The sequence below is a fragment of the Anaerolineales bacterium genome, assembly GCA_015075625.1.
In the GTDB taxonomy this organism is placed as follows: domain Bacteria; phylum Chloroflexota; class Anaerolineae; order Aggregatilineales; family UBA2796; genus UBA2796.
Map to the genome: position 1 here is coordinate 1,178,226 of JABTTZ010000002.1, position 16,432 is coordinate 1,194,657.

General features: G+C 56.5%; 18 protein-coding genes and 1 tRNA gene. 15 read left to right on the forward strand and 4 right to left on the reverse strand.

Annotated elements, in window-relative coordinates:
• Window positions 1–73: 73 nt before the first annotated feature.
• From HS103_13655 to HS103_13705, 11 genes are all read left to right on the forward strand, one after another.
• A complete protein-coding gene (locus HS103_13655) occupies window positions 74–256 on the forward strand; it encodes a hypothetical protein (protein MBE7513847.1) in 183 nt (60 codons plus the stop codon).
• A gap of 385 nt (window positions 257–641) precedes the next feature.
• Window positions 642–881: a hypothetical protein gene (locus HS103_13660; GenBank protein MBE7513848.1), complete on the forward strand. Its 240-nt coding sequence runs from the start codon at window positions 642–644 to the stop codon at window positions 879–881.
• Window positions 882–1,165: 284 nt separating this feature from the next.
• Window positions 1,166–1,723 (forward strand): 3'-5' exonuclease, encoded by a 558-nt coding sequence (locus HS103_13665; protein MBE7513849.1) that lies wholly within the window; start codon window positions 1,166–1,168, stop codon window positions 1,721–1,723.
• A gap of 114 nt (window positions 1,724–1,837) precedes the next feature.
• The gene (locus HS103_13670) at window positions 1,838–2,137 is read left to right on the forward strand and encodes a hypothetical protein (GenBank protein ID MBE7513850.1); all 300 of its coding nucleotides are present in this window, start codon (window positions 1,838–1,840) and stop codon (window positions 2,135–2,137) included.
• A 218-nt stretch (window positions 2,138–2,355) separates the two neighbouring features.
• A complete protein-coding gene (locus HS103_13675; GenBank protein ID MBE7513851.1) occupies window positions 2,356–3,726 on the forward strand; it encodes a hypothetical protein in 1,371 nt (456 codons plus the stop codon).
• A 90-nt stretch (window positions 3,727–3,816) separates the two neighbouring features.
• On the forward strand, window positions 3,817–4,863 hold the full coding sequence (locus HS103_13680; GenBank protein MBE7513852.1) for a ParM/StbA family protein: 1,047 nt from the start codon (window positions 3,817–3,819) through the stop codon (window positions 4,861–4,863).
• A 46-nt stretch (window positions 4,864–4,909) separates the two neighbouring features.
• Window positions 4,910–5,170 (forward strand): hypothetical protein, encoded by a 261-nt coding sequence (locus HS103_13685; GenBank protein ID MBE7513853.1) that lies wholly within the window; start codon window positions 4,910–4,912, stop codon window positions 5,168–5,170.
• Between the two features lie 3 nt (window positions 5,171–5,173).
• A complete protein-coding gene (locus HS103_13690; GenBank protein MBE7513854.1) occupies window positions 5,174–6,112 on the forward strand; it encodes a tyrosine-type recombinase/integrase in 939 nt (312 codons plus the stop codon).
• Window positions 6,084–6,308 carry a hypothetical protein gene (locus tag HS103_13695; protein MBE7513855.1) on the forward strand — a complete coding sequence of 75 codons (225 nt, stop codon included), beginning with the start codon at window positions 6,084–6,086 and terminating at the stop codon, window positions 6,306–6,308. The genes HS103_13690 and HS103_13695 overlap by 29 nt, the downstream gene beginning before the upstream one ends.
• Window positions 6,305–6,517 carry a hypothetical protein gene (locus tag HS103_13700; protein MBE7513856.1) on the forward strand — a complete coding sequence of 71 codons (213 nt, stop codon included), beginning with the start codon at window positions 6,305–6,307 and terminating at the stop codon, window positions 6,515–6,517. Before HS103_13695 ends, HS103_13700 begins: the two co-directional genes overlap by 4 nt.
• 30 nt (window positions 6,518–6,547) lie before the next feature.
• Window positions 6,548–6,619 (forward strand) — tRNA-Cys (locus HS103_13705).
• Window positions 6,620–6,815: 196 nt separating this feature from the next.
• On the opposite strand, the gene HS103_13710 is transcribed toward HS103_13705, so the two are convergent.
• Both HS103_13710 and HS103_13715 read right to left on the reverse strand, forming a co-directional pair.
• Window positions 6,816–8,258 (reverse strand): proline--tRNA ligase, encoded by a 1,443-nt coding sequence (locus tag HS103_13710; protein MBE7513857.1) that lies wholly within the window; start codon window positions 8,256–8,258, stop codon window positions 6,816–6,818.
• A 76-nt stretch (window positions 8,259–8,334) separates the two neighbouring features.
• Complete coding sequence (locus tag HS103_13715) at window positions 8,335–9,153, reverse strand: toll/interleukin-1 receptor domain-containing protein (protein ID MBE7513858.1); 819 nt, start codon at window positions 9,151–9,153, stop codon at window positions 8,335–8,337.
• 243 nt (window positions 9,154–9,396) lie between these two features.
• On the opposite strand from HS103_13715, the gene HS103_13720 reads away from it, so the two are divergent.
• The 4 genes from HS103_13720 to HS103_13735 all read left to right on the forward strand — a co-directional run bounded on the left by HS103_13720 (window position 9,397) and on the right by HS103_13735 (window position 13,847).
• A complete protein-coding gene (locus tag HS103_13720; GenBank protein MBE7513859.1) occupies window positions 9,397–10,833 on the forward strand; it encodes a HAMP domain-containing histidine kinase in 1,437 nt (478 codons plus the stop codon).
• Between the two features lie 29 nt (window positions 10,834–10,862).
• The gene (locus HS103_13725; GenBank protein ID MBE7513860.1) at window positions 10,863–11,723 is read left to right on the forward strand and encodes a response regulator; all 861 of its coding nucleotides are present in this window, start codon (window positions 10,863–10,865) and stop codon (window positions 11,721–11,723) included.
• Window positions 11,724–11,864: 141 nt separating this feature from the next.
• Window positions 11,865–12,728 carry a response regulator gene (locus tag HS103_13730; GenBank protein MBE7513861.1) on the forward strand — a complete coding sequence of 288 codons (864 nt, stop codon included), beginning with the start codon at window positions 11,865–11,867 and terminating at the stop codon, window positions 12,726–12,728.
• A 36-nt stretch (window positions 12,729–12,764) separates the two neighbouring features.
• Window positions 12,765–13,847: a class D sortase gene (locus tag HS103_13735; GenBank protein ID MBE7513862.1), complete on the forward strand. Its 1,083-nt coding sequence runs from the start codon at window positions 12,765–12,767 to the stop codon at window positions 13,845–13,847.
• Window positions 13,848–14,068: 221 nt separating this feature from the next.
• Here HS103_13735 and HS103_13740 read toward each other — a convergent pair whose 3' ends face one another.
• Both HS103_13740 and HS103_13745 read right to left on the reverse strand, forming a co-directional pair.
• Entirely contained in the window at window positions 14,069–14,584 is a 516-nt protein-coding gene (locus HS103_13740; GenBank protein MBE7513863.1) for a septum formation initiator family protein, read from the reverse strand.
• A gap of 72 nt (window positions 14,585–14,656) precedes the next feature.
• On the reverse strand, window positions 14,657–16,429 hold the full coding sequence (locus HS103_13745; protein ID MBE7513864.1) for a PD40 domain-containing protein: 1,773 nt from the start codon (window positions 16,427–16,429) through the stop codon (window positions 14,657–14,659).
• Window positions 16,430–16,432 lie beyond the last annotated feature (3 nt).

Sequence of the window (16,432 nt, forward strand, 5' to 3'; positions counted from 1 at the left end):
TCGACACCAGCCCACAAGCCTCACGGGTGAGGGGGTTTGTGGGCTGGCATGGATTCATAAAGGAAAGAGGGAAATGGCTACGAAAACTAAGGAATTGAACCGAACAATGCTGCGATTAGGGCAGGAATATGCCGAGCGCTGGGGACATGACTGGCGTTATCAGGGCGCCGAGATCGTCTATTTCAAAGGACACTTCATGATCGTCAAAGGGACGGAAACACTCGCCACGAACCGCAGCGCGGATGTTCTGCACTGATTGAGGAATATGGCTCAATTCGCCAAGCGGCGTTGGTCTTGAACGTCGCAGACAACACAGTGAAAGACTTCATGAAAAGGCGCGGGCTACGGGTCGTTTACAGGCGCGTGGCAACCGTGCAACGGGGTGAAGGAATGATTCCCGGTGAGGACAAATGAGCCGCCACAAGCCCGCAAAACGAAGTTAGGGTGAGGGCGTTTTGTGGGCTTGCGGGGGCGCATTTGAGGGATAACCGTGACGGGCAACCTTAACAAATCAGGCATAGTCAAAGCACACCTACGGGGCAATGGGCTACTTCTTGAACTGAATTACTGGCAAGGATCGCGGCGAGGACAACCCGATAGCACCCCACTAGTCGGTCATCATGTGAAAGGGAAAGCAGATTATGAACCAAGAGTTACCCGATACAACCGAAAAGGAAATTGAGGAGGCGATGCCTGACACTGAGATTCATTTAGAATGGGAGTATCGGGGCTACACCTTCACACAACACTACGAGGAAGGCGATCCAGTCCATACGCCCCCATCCGCCCGGCGGCGAGCGGCGGCGGCGGCGGCGTCCATTGCCGATCAATATGGACTTGTGTTATTTCGCCCGCCGCGCCGGAATGGACGCGAGGAATGATATTACCACAAATCATACTAACTCCGCTCATTGTCAGCCTAGGTATTACGCTTGGACTAATAATCGTCTCACGCATTTTCTCGGTATTCAGAAAGGCGTTCAGCGAGATGCCTAAGCGTGATCACTGGTTCACCGAAGACGGTGATGGGGGAGATCGATCTTCCGATAGAGATTGATTTCGGAGAGGAAAAACCCAAACGGACGCAATGGCAACTTGTCAACAGAGCGTCACTTCAGGCAAGAAGACCGCTTTCATTTCCCTGTGAATTGGGTTAGGAGGATTGATGTCACTGGAAAGTTTGAAACTCTTGTGGGATGCACAAAATTTCGTCGTTCTGGACACAGAGACGACGGGGTTGGGTTGGGGTGCAGAAATTGTTGAGATCGCAATCATAGACTACCGGGGAAACATCCTCCTCAATGGCCGTATACGCCCACAGAACGGAATCCCTGAGGACGCCGCACGAATTCACGGAATCAGGGATAAGGATGTCTCTGATTGCCCGTCGTGGCAGAAAATTTGTGGTGAGGTGAAGGACGCGCTGATAGATCGCGATGTGATCATTTACAACGCCAAATACGATGTAGAGATGCTGCAATCCTCCGATATGGTCTGCGGACTCAAAAACGGGTGGATCAGCATAGCGCACTATGAATGTGCGATGTTGGGATACGCAGAATTCAGAGGCGATTGGAACCACTATCACCGAAATTATCGATGGCACAAGCTGACTGAGGCAATAAGCCAGATGGGATTGCCACCGATCCACGCCCATTCCGCGCTTGGCGATTGCCAGATGACCCTCTCGCTCATGAACCATATTTTCGGAGATCACTCATGAAACCCCAAGAGCTGATGCTACATCGATGCTCACCTTAATCGTATGGTGGATCGGCTTGAACGTCTTTTTGTTGGTTTGGTTCTGGACAGTATCAGATCGTTGAATGGAGGAAATATGGCAATCGAAATTCTTTTACTACCCACATTTCGGAAAATGTCGCATCACGAAACCATCACGGCGACACTCGATCCGGTGCTTGACGAACGTTTTCAAGAGTCTATCCAAATTCGGGCAACCGAACTGAGTGATCGGCTTGAATCCGGGTGGCAGATCATCCATACCTCCCAATGTATGGATGCCACATCGGTGAACGTTGTATTTGTCCTGTATCGTGCGGATGCAAGCCTTGAACTGGACGAAGTTCTTTTGCTGAACAGGGTATCGGAGATGGCAACATTGGAGGAGGAAATATGAACCATACCCGCTGCCCGCGTTGTGGGAAGTTTTCCCGCAACTTGGATGTTCATCACGATCCGCCCCGATCTGCGGGCGGCGCGGGGGACAACGCACCGCCGCAAACGAGGCGAATTGGCGACGAAATCTGAAACAATTCCGCGCCCAAAAACAACAAACTGAAAACTAGCACAGAACAACCGCCCGGTGCGCAAACGCCGGGCAACCAAGGAAACACTATGACTGATTATACCACATCATCAAATCCCGACGGGGAGTTACCCCTCGCAGATGAACGTGCTGTGAGCAGCCTCTTAGGATTTGTGGACTCCTACCCAGAAGATTTATACGTAAAAGTGTACCCCCGGCGCTTGCGCGATCTTATTCGGGGGATCGTCGCCACCGAACGGGCGAAGGGACATAGGAAATTCAAGGTGACGCGGGCAATGATCGCAGCGTTGGTTCTCTTGGGTTTTCGTGCCGACAAAAACGGCGAGTGTCACCCGGGATCGTGGACAAGCGCGGCAGAGGTGGGACTTGCCAGCGCGTCGGGCAGCCGCTACATGTATAAGCGCCTGAGAAGCGCTGGACTGGTATCTTGGGATTTTGACCACAACAAACGGAGTCGGCGCTTTCACGTTCCCCGAAATATCTTTGTTTTCGGGGTTGATTCTTACCGCGATCAAAACTTCGCTACAGGATCAGATCAAAACTTCGCTACAGGGTCACGACAAAACTTCGACGCAAACAAGAGTCATGGATTCAAGAACAAGAGTCATGAAGATGTGAACCCAACCAACCATGCGCGTAGCGCACTCCCTGTAGAAACCAATGCAGAAATTCAATCCCAAACCTACACCCGCACGCAGGAAGTCTTATATCGCAAACTGAGACAGATCGGCGTCACCAATAAAGAATCGGCGATCATCGCCGTCCAGTACCACCCCCAAACCATCGAGTCAGCGATCACCGACGCAAACAGACTCGATCAGCAGGGCAAAATCAAATCATCAGTGGGCGCGTGGGTGCGGGCGACGGTTGCCCGCCGCGCCGGGGGTCAGCCGTTGTGGTATGACCTTGCTGGGCAATCCGCCGCCCGTCAACTGATGCAACTCATCCCCCTCACATCCCCTTCAACACCCTCTCTCACGACGCCCCCCGCGCCGCAATCAATGCACCCCTCAAGCGCAACCCCATCAAAATCCTCATCAGACCCCCTCATGAGCGCCCGCTACAAAGTGTTCGTTTCACTCAAACAAGCCGGAGTCCGTGCCACAGAAGCCGACCTTATCGCTCAACAGTGGACGCCTGAGGATGTGACTCAGGTGATCAACGAATCGGAGCGCGGGCAGGTCGCCAACCGGGGCGCGTGGATTCGGCGCGTCCTGGAGCGCCGTTCGGGTCGTGAGATCGCCTACCCCTCGCCGTCCGAAATCATGAGACGACAGGCGGTGTTGGTGTCGATTGCAGACATGCCCACGCCCAACCCCTACCTCGCCAACCCGTATGACCGCTATGAGGCTGACGAGGACGATCAAGCCGAACGCCGGGCGATGCTCTTATGGGCAAACGGATTCGGTGAGCAGCCGGGCATGGACGCTGCGGACTAAACAAACGAGGGACGTATGAAAGGGATCAACCCGGTCACTCTACGCCTTATGGCGCGGCGTGTCACAGATTGTCGGATAGTGTCACAGGATATGACAGGAGTAATCGAAATGGGCAAGAAACAGACGGCAGCCAGAACCCTTCCCCATCCTACCGAAATTCAGGCTATCAGCCTTGATCTCGGAAATGGGTATTGCAACCTCATGGCAGATGGGGGCATATCAGCGGATTGGCGCTCCGTTCAGGGGCGGCTATCAGACGCCACTCGCTTCAACGATCTCCCATTTGATGACGTGATCAATATCAGCGGCGTATGGTGGGCGTTCGGAGCGGGGGCTTATACCTACGCTGCACGCTCCCTAGAAGACTTCCCCGCCACGAATCGTTACTTCAGCGAATGGTACAAGCGCCTCTTCACCTATGCTCTTCATCGCGCCTATGGGGTGCGGCTAGGCGAGGGCATTTTCTACCCCCGCGTGGTTTTGTCGATCCCGGCGGGCATTTTTGCCAATGAAGATGTCGTGCAGCGGGTTAAGGAATCCCTTGCGGGCGATTACCAGATCGGTACGACGCGGGGATCGGAACTCAGAGTAAAAATCGAAGATGGGAATCTCCAAATCATCCCAGAGGGTGCGGGGTCATACATTGCCACTGCAACCCAAAATCAGATCGTGCAATCGGGATTGTGGTACGTGGGGGATGGGGGCTACCTCACTTTTGACGTGATCGCCTTTCGTGACGGCGACTACGCACCAGATTTGTCGGTGAGCGACGCGGCGGCGGGAATGCGATATGTTGCAGCGGCGGTTTCGCGCAAGCTGCACGCGGCGGCGGGTAACGAGGTTCGCCCAGAAGACATTGATCCCTACCTCACCTGCGACGCGATCACTATCAACGGACGGGCATATCCCATCGGCGAACACCGGGCGACGGCGATCTGCCAATTGGTAGAACGAGTCGCCGGATTCATCACCCGTAGCATGTCCGGGCAAAACTTGACAGGGATCATCCTTACAGGCGGTGGTGCTGAGGTCTTGCGAACGGGCTTGGAGCAAGCCTTAGTACCCCTCACGGTGATCGTCGCCCCAAACCCACGCCGTGCCAACGTCTTGGGCGGTTTCGCCTTGATCGGAGGCTGATCATGATCCAGACAGAAGTTCGGACACCACGATGGACGAGGAGGTAATGATGCTGAAACATTTTGGAGTCTATCTGAAAGATGAGGTAGACGCGGACTTGATTAAGTACCTCGCAGCGGCGGCGAAAGCTAACCGCGTCGGCGAAACCATCCGAGCAGCATTGCGGGCATACATGGGCGGGCAACGGGCGGCGGTAATCTCCCCAACGGTGAACGCCGCCACCCCCGCTCCGGCGATGATCGCACCACCGTTGCCCGCGAGCGGCGAGGATGTGGTGAGTAAAGCGAAACGAGCGTTTTTCAAGTAAGCCATGCTCACCCTCCAAACGGCGGTAGACGAATTTCAGGTGGCGAACGCAGCGGATGGGTTAAAGACCGCCACCATTGCATGGTATCGCGTTCGTCTCTCAAAATTCGTATCGCATGTGGGAGGTGATTTTCACATTCAGGAGGTGACAACAAGCATGATAAGGGAATGGATCATCGTCTTGCGCGGGCGGGAAAAACTCTCAGCCGGGCATGGGTCGGGGCAAGTGAAAATTCATACCTTGCACGGTTATATGAGAGCATTGCGCCGCTTTTGGCGGTGGGCATGTTTGGAATATGACATTGCCCAGAACCCGATGGATCGGGTGAGGCTGCCCCAACGTCCGCGCCCTGAACCAAAAGCAATCTCTCTGGATGACTTACGGGCGATTTTCAATGCCTGCGATGACAGTCCAGAAGGTCTCCGTGACCGGGCGCTCATCGCCTTTCTGTGCGATACAGGCTGCCGAGCGGGTGGGCTGCTGGGACTCACCGTTGAGGATTGCGATCTGCAACACCTACGGGCGCGGGTTGTAGAGAAAGGGGATCGCCCCCGCATCGTGCCGTTCAGCACGTTCACCGCTTACCACCTCATCAAGTGGTTTGAGATGCGCCCTGCTGGAGGCGCTGTATTTTGCAGCCTGAAAAAGCGTCGGGGGCAGCCCCTAAGCTATTCGGGTCTTGCAAAGATTCTAGGACGGCTCAAAGAAAAGGCGGGTGTACAGGGGCGTGTAAACCCACACAGTTTCCGGCATGGGTTTGCCCGCGAATATGTGAGGAATGGGGGTGATCTGTCCTCATTGAGTAGGTTATTGGGGCATAGCGGGATTGGTGTCACAGCGGACTATTACGCGGTGTTCACCGAACCTGAACTTGCCGAATTCCATGCCAAATTTAGCCCGATAAGGAGTCTCAGTGAACACCATAGACCAGATAGCCCTTGAGTCTGATCATGAGGTAATCCTCAAATTGATCACCGAGGCGGAACGTCAGGACGGCTTACCCGTCGCCTTGATCATCGAGGATGGTGAGGTAAAGGTGGGGGTGATGAACTTCATTCCCGATAAGGAAGACTGGTTCACCACCCCGATACCATTGGAGGACTGGATTGACAAAGAGCAGAAGGGAAGAAGAAAATGACCATAGAAACTGTGTGTTATGTCTGCGGTGTGGAGATGTTGTGCATAAATGGTCTATGTCCAGAGTGTACATTGCGGGAATTTATAGACCCCGGACACGCCTTTGCCGCTACCTTTGGATCGCTTACCCCCCTCCCCGAAAGGGATGACGACAAAGGGGATGATATTGACAAAGGGGATGATATTGACAAAGAGAAGGAAGGGGCTTAAAATCCCATGACGTACCTGAAAAGGCTGCACGGCGTCGTCGCCAAGTGGTAAGGCAAGGGTCTGCAAAACCCTTATTCGTGGGTTCGAATCCCACCGACGCCTTTGATCTCTTTCCCTTCCCTTTCAACGTCCTACGCTTCTCCCTTTTTGCCTAATATGCCTATCTTTTCTTTAGTGCGATGGTACGCTGTTTGCCCTCACCCCCAACCCCCTCCCCTTGCGGGGGAGGGGGAAAGACCCTCTTCTGAAGGCTGCCCTTCGCAGACAGCCCTAAGCCCCCTCTAAGCCCTCTAAGACCCTAATACGCCTTGGCAAAGAGCGCCCGTTCTGTCGTCATTTTGCCAGTGACAATGCACGGACCCGACCCGCCCTCTTGTTCCAGCGGGAAGCAGCGCGACACCGCCTGATTTTCCTCTTTGATCTTCGCCTCGGCGTCGGCATCGCCGCTGAACCATGTGGACGCCCAACCATCTTTCAAGATTTCGCGGAACTTCCCATAATCGCCCTCCACCGTGTGGATGTTCGCGTTGCGGAAGGTCGTCGCTTGTGCCAGCAGGTTCGCCTGAATCTCACGCAGAAGGTCGTTCACCCGCGCTAGAAGCCCCTCACGCGGGGCGAATTGTTTGCCCGCCTTCCCCGGCACATCGCGCCGCGCAAGGGCAGCGGTGTTGTTCTGCACATCTTTCGGACCCACCTCCAAGCGCAGGGGGACGCCGCGCATCTCCCAATCGTTGTACTTGAAACCGGGCGTCAATTCCTCACGGGTGTCAATTTTCACGCGCACGCCGCCAGCTTTCAACTCGGCAAAGACGGCATCTGCCGCCGCCATTACCGCGCTTTTTTCGCTGTCACTCTTGTAGATGGGGACGATAATCACCTGAATGGGGGCGAGGCGCGGCGGCAGGCGCAAGCCCTGATCATCGCCATGCGCCATGATGATCGCCCCGATGATGCGCGTGGACAGCCCCCAAGAGGTTGTCCAACAGTACTGCGTTTGGTTGTTCAAATCGGTGTATTTGATCTCGAAGGCTTTGGCGAAATTTTGCCCCAAGTTGTGGCTGGTGCCGCTTTGCAGGGCGCGTTTGTCGCCCATCATCGCTTCAATCGTGTAACTGCGCAGCGCGCCGGCAAATTTTTCTTGGTTGCTCTTGCGCCCCGGAATGACGGGGATCGCCGCTTCGTTCACGGCAAAATCGGTGTAAACGCCCAACATACGGAGCGTTTCTTCCTCTGCCTCTGCCTCGGTTGCGTGGGCGGTATGCCCCTCTTGCCAGAGGAATTCCATCGTGCGGAGGAACAGGCGCGTGCGCATCTCCCAACGGACGACGTTCGCCCATTGGTTGATCAACAGCGGGAGATCGCGGTAACTCTGAATCCAGTTGGCAAAGCTATGCCCGATGATCGTCTCCGAGGTGGGGCGGACGATTAGGCGTTGTTCAAGCTGTTCACCGCCGCCAATGGTGACGACTGCCAATTCGGGGCTGAAGCCCTCGAAGTTCTCTTTTTCCCGCGTGATGAATTCCTCTGGGATAAAGAGGGGGAAATAGGCGTTCTGATGCCCTGTGTCTTTGAAGCGCTGGTCAAGCTCGCGTTGGACGTTTTCCCACAGGGCATAGCCATAGGGTTTGATGATCATGCACCCCCGCACAGGCGCATAATCGGCAAGATCGGTGCGCTGGATCACGTCGGTGTACCAGCGGGAATAATCCTCGCTGCGCGGGGTAATCGCTTGTGATGACACGGAAAGTCTCCCTCGGTAAAGGCTGCCGATGCGTCGTCATGATACACCGAGGAATGCCTTGCCGTGAAGGGCGGTGTTACAGGTCGCCGTCCTCTTCGCCGTCTTGCTCGTCCTCGGCAACACGGTAGAACAAGACGCGATCTCCGGCGGTGGAGACCCCCTGAAAGCGCTCCCGCGTCAGTTCGAGAATCTTCAACGAGAGGACGTAAGGCATTTGCCGAGGGAGGGGGGATTCCTGAATGAACATCGCCATTTTCGATTCGCCAGCAACACTGAGCCGATCCCCGCTGAAGGACCAATTCCCATGCATGTGCATGTGTACCCAAAGCCCCGTCAAATCGCTGATCTGGATTTCTGCCTCAGCGTCACGGTTGGGCTGAAAGGTGTATTCGGCAATGCCGCTCATGTAATGTTTGGGATTGTAGAATTTGACGAACCATTTCCCCGGCATCCATGAATCGACATCATATTCGGAGAGAATATCCTTGACGATCTTCGTGGGGTCAATGCCAAACACGCTGAGCAGCCCTGTCACGCCGTCTTCGTAATCGGCAAGCCCAATGCGAAACTCTGGGTGCTTGCGCAGTTCGGCAAAGGCTTTCGTCAGCATCACCTCTTGGCGGCTGACACAGTAAAGCGGCTTCCCGCTGGCGAGGACGCGCTCCACTTCCTCGCGAAATTCCGGCGAGACAAGGGCGGCAGGCGAGACAAACACAACAATTGAATCGGCATTGTGCATCCCCTCACGCATTGCCTCGCGGCGTTGTTCGGGGGTTAGCTCGCCCGTTGTGTCGGGGGCTTCGACAAAGACATCCAAACCACGTTTCATCAGGTCAAGCGCCAAGCGGTGGGCGCTGCGGTTATCACCGGGAGCGTGGGCAATAAAGACGCGCATTCAGGGCAGACTCCTTTGTTGATCAAGGGTTTACGATAGGTCGGGTTTCCGTCTTAAGGGCGTTGGAAACTCGTTTGTGCCAAATCACAAAACCATCTCAGATCCATTTTGGATAGTTTTGATCTATGAAATTTTCCCGAAGATTCGGCAAGATGCATAACAGTCCCTTCAGAAATCGATTATACTATTGTCACCGGGCTAAGGATTTTATAGGCGGCGCTTCGCGTCCCAAGAGCAACGATTATGACTTATGAAAGCGCGTCTCACGATTACGATTTTACCAAGCAAACACGGGTAGACCGCCTTTCCATCCTGTGGAAAGTGACTGTGGGCGGGGCGGGGCTGCTCCTCTGGCTGGCGTTGATTATGTCCGCCTTGCAGCAGGCAGTTGTCCTTGAAGTGCTGCTGCCGATTGGGATTGTCATTGGCGGCTCGCTGCTGTGCGGAACATTCCTACGGCGGGGGCGTTATGATGTGGCGGGGTGGGTTTACACACTAGGGATTATGGCGGCGGTGGCACTTATGATCCTCCCGCCGACGGGTCCTAGTGCCATCCGCCGCGATCTGATCCCCTTCATCTTGCCCATCGTCATTTTGCTGGTGGGGCTGCTCCTTTCAGCACGCAGCACGCTCATAGCCCTGGCGCTGGCGCTGGCTATCGTCATTATCATCCCTTCGCTTGGCTCACCCTTTCGGATGGAGGGGCATCAGGCGTTCGCCGTCGTCTTGATCCTTGTGGCGGCGGGGTTGGCACTGCAAACGGCAGGGGAAATTTACGGGATTGCCGAGTGGGCGCTCGCCAGTTATGGGAAGGAGCGCAAGATCAAAGAGCAGTTGTTTGATACCCAAGAAGAAGTCCAGCGCAGCTACATCCGCCAGAAAGTCCTTGCCGACGACCTAAAGCAGTTGAATTTTGACCTTGAGGCGGCGAAGGCAGCGGCGATTGAGGCAAAGAACTTCCGAGGGCAGTTCCTCGCCAACATGAGCCATGAACTGCGCACGCCCTTGAATGCCATCATCGGCTTTAGCGAGACGATGCTCAACTTCCCGATGATGTACAACAATACCTCGCTCCCTGATGCCTACCGCACCGACCTGACCCAGATTTTCACCAGCGGCAAGCACTTGCTCCAACTGATCAACGACATTCTCGACCTGTCGCGGGTGGACGCCGGAAAACTCGATATTGAGATCGAACCCGTCTCCCTTGATACGGTCTTTCGCGGTGTGTTGGAAACGGCGCAAGGGTTGGTGGCAGGCAAGCCCATCCAGATCAAACGGGAAACGCCCTCCGTCCTACCCGATGTCCTCGCGGACCCGCTCCGTATTCGGCAGGTCATTTTGAACCTGATGAGCAACGCCTCCAAATTCACCGATTCTGGGGAGGTTACCTTAGGCGCACGCGATAACGGCGATGGCAACGTCCTCGTCTGGATACGAGACACGGGTATCGGCATTGCCCCCCAAGATATTGGGAAGATTTGGGAGGAATTCCGGCAAGGCTCGGCAGGACGCCAAAAAGGACGTGCTGGCTCAGGCTTGGGCTTGGCAATCTCTAAACAACTGCTCAATTTGATGAATGGCAAAATCTGGGCGGAGAGCGAACTTGGCAAGGGGAGCGTTTTTTATTTCACTTTGCCCATCTACCAACCGGAAGCCGTCGCTGCCCAGCAAGGCTGAGAATCGGAAGTCACACGGGGTACAGGCTCATGCGAATTGCCTACGTAGAAGATAACCCGACGAATCTCGCCCTTGTCGAGCGGATTGTGAAAATGGCGAATCACTCCGTCGTTTCCTACACGGAGGGCGAGATTGCCCTCGAATCGCTCAAGCGCGAGGTGTTTGACCTCATCCTGATGGATGTTGAATTGGCGGGGGTGATCAATGGGCTGGAGGTTGTGCGTCAATTGCGCTCGCACGGCTTAAAGACGCCCATTGTCGCCGTGACTGCCTACGCCATGATGGGCGACCGCGATAAATGCCTTGCCGCAGGCTGCAACGACTATCTGCCCAAGCCGCTGCCGATCTCGGATTTCATCGCGCTCTTGGCACGCTATGAGGCGATTTTAAAGACGCAAGGGGACGCCCCTCAGGGGGATACGAACGCCGCCCCTCGGCGGGGGACGGGTCCGCTTACGACCCGCAGCGCCGCGCCATCCTCCAAGCAGTTCCCAACGCCAACAGCCGCCGCCGCGCCCCCTGCTGCGCCAACCGCTGAGGTTGCCACGCCGCCGTCCGCCACCCCCCCGCCAACGGGGAGTGAGTTGCCCGCTGCACCTGTGACGGCAATGCCCGCCGCCGCTGTGCCAACGCCAACAACGCCAACTATAGCGGGAGAGAACAGCGCCGCCTCAGGTACGCCAGCGCCCGCAGCATCAGTTCCAACACCGCTGACACCACCCTCAGAGGTGACTCCCCCTGTTGCAGCATCGCCAACCCCAGAGCCAGTGGCTGCACCAGCACCGCCGCCAGTGGCATCTGTATCGCCAGTGGTGGCAACAGCCACCGACGCACCGAAATCAGAAAAGATTGAAGTGAAAGCGCCAGAAAGCCCCGCTTCGCCCGGGTAAGTTCTTTTGATATGGGACGCATTCTTACCGATGTGTCCCTCAGCACAGGCAAAATAATGAAAACGCGCCCATTGAGGTGTCTTGGAACTGTCTTTCAAAACGCATAGTTAAATTGTTCAAACGCTTTCTTTGGAGAGACCGATGATCACTATTCAAGCCGGGTACGCCGTCGTCATCGATGATGAACCCGCCAACCGTGATTTTCTAGAACGCCTGCTGCAAATGGCGGGATTTAAGGTTTTTGGCGCGGGGACGGCGGCTGAAGGGCTGTCGAAAGCGCGAGCAGTACCCCAATTAGCCCTCGCCCTTGTCGATCAGGAACTCCCCGACGCCCTCGGTATTGATCTGATCCAGCAAATGCGCGACGAAAACCCTGAAGCCATTTTGATCATGGCGACGATGCATGATGACCGCACCCTAATTGATCGTGCCTTTGGTGTGGGCATTGATGTGTTCCTTGTCAAACCACACGGCTTTATGGAACTGTTCAAGCGCTTGCAAGCCGTCGATAACGATGTGACCCTGCTGCGCCAGATGGTCATTGACCAATACGGTCCGCGTCCCTATCGCGGCGCACGGACGCCCGCCACCGCACCCACGCTCCCTACGGGCATTGGGGTGGTCAAAACAACAACCAGCACCGTCCCTGTTGTACCGATTACGGACGTGCCCCTTAGCACACCGCGCCCCGCCATCCCTACGGCAAATATTGCCGCGCCGTCGTCTGCGCCCGTTGCCGCCGTGAACGCCATAAGTGCAACCCCAACATCGGCTGCTGCGCCCGCCTCCGTCAAAGAGGTATCTAACGAGTCCGCAAAAGAGGCGAACGGACATCCGGCACCCTCGGCAGTTGCGCCCGCTTCGGCAGAGACACCCACAGGAGGGGCATCGGGTTCGGGATCGACAGTGGTCAGTGCGCCGCCAATGTACGCCATTCTGCCTTCGCTGCCAACATCGGCGCTGACGCCAACACCCCCCATGACAGGAAGTACCCCAACAGGGTAAACTTCCCATCAATGGTCGTGTTGTTGAAGGTTATTCGTGCGCGATAAACGTCCTGTTGATGAACTTTCGATTGCCGAGTTAGAGCGTGTCCTCGCCCTCAAAAAGCGCGAGGAGCGGTTGAATCGTCTTCAGCAAGGGGAGCGAGCGGCACGGCGCGTCGCACCCGTGCGCCCTGTTGAGGAAGACGAGGAGCGGGAACGCCTTGCCCCTGATCTCGCCCTGAATACGCCCCGCTATGATGACGGTGCGGCTGAACATGCGGCAGCGCCCCCCCCACCGCCCAAACGTCGCCGCCGTCCCCTAAAGGAAACCGAGGACACCCCCCAATTTGAGGATGATGTAGAGGCATGGCTGGATGAGTCACCGCCGGACATTAATTGGCGCGTGTGGTGGAATCGCGGCTTGCTGCTGGTGGAGGTAGCGGCGGTAATCGGCTTGATCGCCCTTTTTGTGGGGCTTTTCCAGAGCTTTCAAGACATCACGGCGAAGTCGGCGGCAATTCAGCAAGATTATGAGGCAACGGCACGCGCCCAATACATTCCCCCAACACCGACCTCTGTGTTCAGTATTGCCACCGTTGTCCTCCCTACGGGGCATACTTTCCGCGAAGGGGAAGCCATTTTTAACCTAGAGGAAGTCCCCGCCGCTTACCGCGATCAGTTTGCCTCCTACACGGCACAACTGCCCGTGACGCGCCCCACACCAAGCCCCGAAGCGCCAATCCGCATCCGTATTCCAAAACTGAATGTCGATAGTGCTGTTGTTGCCGGCGATGATTGGGAGGCGCTCAAATTAGGTGTGGGGCATCATTTGGGCAGCGTTAATCCCGGACAAGCCGGGAACATGGTGCTTTCTGCCCACAATGATATTTATGGGGAAATTTTCCGCCACCTTGATCAACTTTCCGTTGGCGATGAAATCATCGTCAGCACACGGACGCGAGATTACACCTATGTGGTTCAGTCTGGCGCGGATGCACGGGGGTATACGATTGTCCTGCCAACGGATACATGGGTGTTAAGCTCTAGCGCCACCGTCCGCCAAGTGACGCTCATTTCCTGCTACCCCTACCGCGTTGATGACAAGCGGATCGTCGTTTTTGCCACCCTGCGGGGGTAATTCACTTCGAGGTTGTTGGGGCTTGGGGTTCTTTTACAAATCGTTGTGACGGACACCTACAGCATTTTTCAACGAGATTGACCCTCAGTGGTTGACAGCCCCGCTTATCACGATATACTTGGTGATGGGCAGGCGGTGGCGATCAAGGGAAACGAACGACGCCCGTCCTTCTTGTAAGAAGGCTGGTTGCAGTCCAACCAGTGAGGGTACTGCAATAGGAATCAATTCCCCGGCGCGGGCGAATCGAAGAACAGCCCCCACCACAGATCAACGTTAGAAACGTCCGGCTCGCGGGTCAGTTCAAAGGCGGGCGGGGTGGGGGTGGCAAAGGGGACAGCCGTCTGTTTAGGAGGGACGGGGATGATCAGCCGTTCATTCGCTTTCACCATATTGCCGCGCTGCCGCGCCCACGCTTCGACATAAGCATCGCTGCTGACATAGCCAAGTTCGGCGTGAAGTGCCGTCGCTTGCGCCTCCAACGTCTTGATCTGCCGATCCAACTCTGCCCGTTCCCGTGTGATGTTCCGTCCAGCGGCAATCCGCCCGCTGAAGTTGATCGCCAAGAGCAGGCTAATCGCCAAGATGGAGCCAAAGACAATCTGAATACTGCTGAGCAGCGGACGCCCACCCTTTGGCTTCGATTTTGAGAGCGCGGGCGAGGATACCCCTTCCCCACGCGCTGCGGGACGGCTTTTTTCCGACGTTTCTGCCGCATTTGCGCTTACAGCATTTTTCAACGAGATTAACCCCCTCAGTGGTTGACAGCCCCGCTTATCACAATATACGTGCCGATGGGCAGGCGGTGGTGATCAAGGGAAAACGGACGACGCCCGTCCTTCTAGTAAGAAGGCTGGTTGTAGTCCAACCAGTGAGGGTACTGCATTGATCCATCCGAGCAGCACCACCTGTCCACCTAAGCGCCCGGTCAGGTTGCGGATAGCCGCTCCCCGACTGTTTGCCAAATACACATCAAAGCGTCCATCGGTATTGCCCGTGCCGCCGCTGACCCCAGTAAAGGCGATGATGCTGCCATCAGGGGAGATGAACGGGCTGCACGCGCCCGGATTTGCTGCTGGCGGGCGTGTCACCCCTTGCAAAGAGCGCTCAAGGCTGATCAAGCCAAAGGGGCAGGCGCTGTTCCGTCCGGCAAGGGCAAGACGCGATCCATCTGGTGACCACGCAGCGGCAAAAGCAAAACGCGGGAAGGCAAATGCCGTTGTGCGGGCGATTTCCGTCCCGTTGGCATCGCGCACGACCAGCGCCGAATCCGCTCCCAACTCTTGATAGACAACGTAACTACCATCGGCTGTCCATGTTTCGCGGGCAATCTGAATGCCGTTGGGGGCGGTGCTGGTGATTGGACGGGTGACGCCGCGCTGGACATCGGCAATGTAAAGTGTAGACCCCGACGAGGGGGTGCTGCGATCCCCACCAACAAGGGAGAGCATCGCACTATTGATCCACGTTGGCGGCTGGCGCACCCACACATCCGCCAGTTTTATGATCAGCCCACTGGCAAGATCAAGCAGGTAGGGGTTTCCCCCATCGGGGGCGAAAGCATCGGGCGTATAGCACGATCCGGGCGCGTTGGGCGTCCACGTTGGACAAAAGGCGCGATCTGAGACGAAAGCGAGGTAGCGCCCATCGGGGGAGAAACGCCCCCAAAAATCATACGCCCCGTGCTGTGTCAGATTACGGAAATTCGTCCCATCAGGACCGACGGCAAAAATATCAACATCGTAGGCGGTGGGCAAGACGAGGGCGATCTGCCGACCATCGGGTGACCATGACGGCTCGTCCAAAATGCTGCGCGGATTGAGCGTCTCCAGCGCAAAAAGGCGGATGCTGATCCCGTTGCGAATGTCCAACGCATACAAGCCGCTGCGCCCCGTTTCTTCCAAAAAGTAGGCGATATATGCCCCGTCGGGCGACCAGAAAATCCGCCCGCTGGTTGTCGCCGGAAGTTCCGTCACGGTGTAGATTTGCCCACCATCGGGCGAGGCGATGTTGACCGTCGTCACATTGCTGCCAGCAACAGGTGTCCCAGGTTGAAGCGTCCCCTCTTTGGGGCTTGTGTTGGCAAAGGCAAGCCATAGCTGCCCAATGCCGTTCACCACAGCCGGATCAATGGTGACGCGGGCGAATTGATCAATCGCCAACCCGACGGTTGCTTGGGGGGCGACGGTGGGAAAGGGCGTGTTTGTGACTGTGGGCGTCAGACTCGGCGTGAAGGTGGCGCTTGGCGTCAGGGTGGCGGTGGGCGTTGCCGAGGGCGAGGGTGTGAGCGTGATCGTTGCCGTCAGGGTGGCGGTTGGGGTGCGGCTTGCCGTTGGTGTCTGGCTAGGTGTCAGGGTGAGCGTGGGGGGGTGTGTTTCGGTGGGCAGCGGGGAGGGCGTCACCAGCACCGCTACCGCCCCATTGCCCATCAGATTACAGGCGCACAAGGCGAGCATTACCGCCGCCGCCGCCCCAAACAGGGTGGGCAGCGTTGGGCGTTGGCTGCGCCCCGTCGGAGTGTGGGCGGGGGCGATCCGCGTGGATCGCCCTTTGCCTTTGGGGAGAATCATACCGAGCAAGGGCAAGGG

What these genes read in the sequence shown, in the direction of transcription:
- HS103_13670 (MBE7513850.1), top strand. Translation starts at nt 1,838, where the DNA reads ATGGCAATCGAAATTCTTTTACTACCCACATTTCGGAAAATGTCGCAT.
- HS103_13665 (MBE7513849.1), top strand. Translation starts at nt 1,166, where the DNA reads ATGTCACTGGAAAGTTTGAAACTCTTGTGGGATGCACAAAATTTCGTC.
- HS103_13685 (MBE7513853.1), top strand. Translation starts at nt 4,910, where the DNA reads ATGATGCTGAAACATTTTGGAGTCTATCTGAAAGATGAGGTAGACGCG.
- HS103_13720 (MBE7513859.1), top strand. Translation starts at nt 9,397, where the DNA reads ATGACTTATGAAAGCGCGTCTCACGATTACGATTTTACCAAGCAAACA.
- HS103_13655 (MBE7513847.1), top strand. Translation starts at nt 74, where the DNA reads ATGGCTACGAAAACTAAGGAATTGAACCGAACAATGCTGCGATTAGGG.
- HS103_13700 (MBE7513856.1), top strand. Translation starts at nt 6,305, where the DNA reads ATGACCATAGAAACTGTGTGTTATGTCTGCGGTGTGGAGATGTTGTGC.
- HS103_13680 (MBE7513852.1), top strand. Translation starts at nt 3,817, where the DNA reads ATGACAGGAGTAATCGAAATGGGCAAGAAACAGACGGCAGCCAGAACC.
- HS103_13725 (MBE7513860.1), top strand. Translation starts at nt 10,863, where the DNA reads ATGCGAATTGCCTACGTAGAAGATAACCCGACGAATCTCGCCCTTGTC.
- HS103_13715 (MBE7513858.1), bottom strand. Translation starts at nt 9,153, where the DNA reads ATGCGCGTCTTTATTGCCCACGCTCCCGGTGATAACCGCAGCGCCCAC.
- HS103_13690 (MBE7513854.1), top strand. Translation starts at nt 5,174, where the DNA reads ATGCTCACCCTCCAAACGGCGGTAGACGAATTTCAGGTGGCGAACGCA.
- HS103_13730 (MBE7513861.1), top strand. Translation starts at nt 11,865, where the DNA reads ATGATCACTATTCAAGCCGGGTACGCCGTCGTCATCGATGATGAACCC.
- HS103_13675 (MBE7513851.1), top strand. Translation starts at nt 2,356, where the DNA reads ATGACTGATTATACCACATCATCAAATCCCGACGGGGAGTTACCCCTC.
- HS103_13660 (MBE7513848.1), top strand. Translation starts at nt 642, where the DNA reads ATGAACCAAGAGTTACCCGATACAACCGAAAAGGAAATTGAGGAGGCG.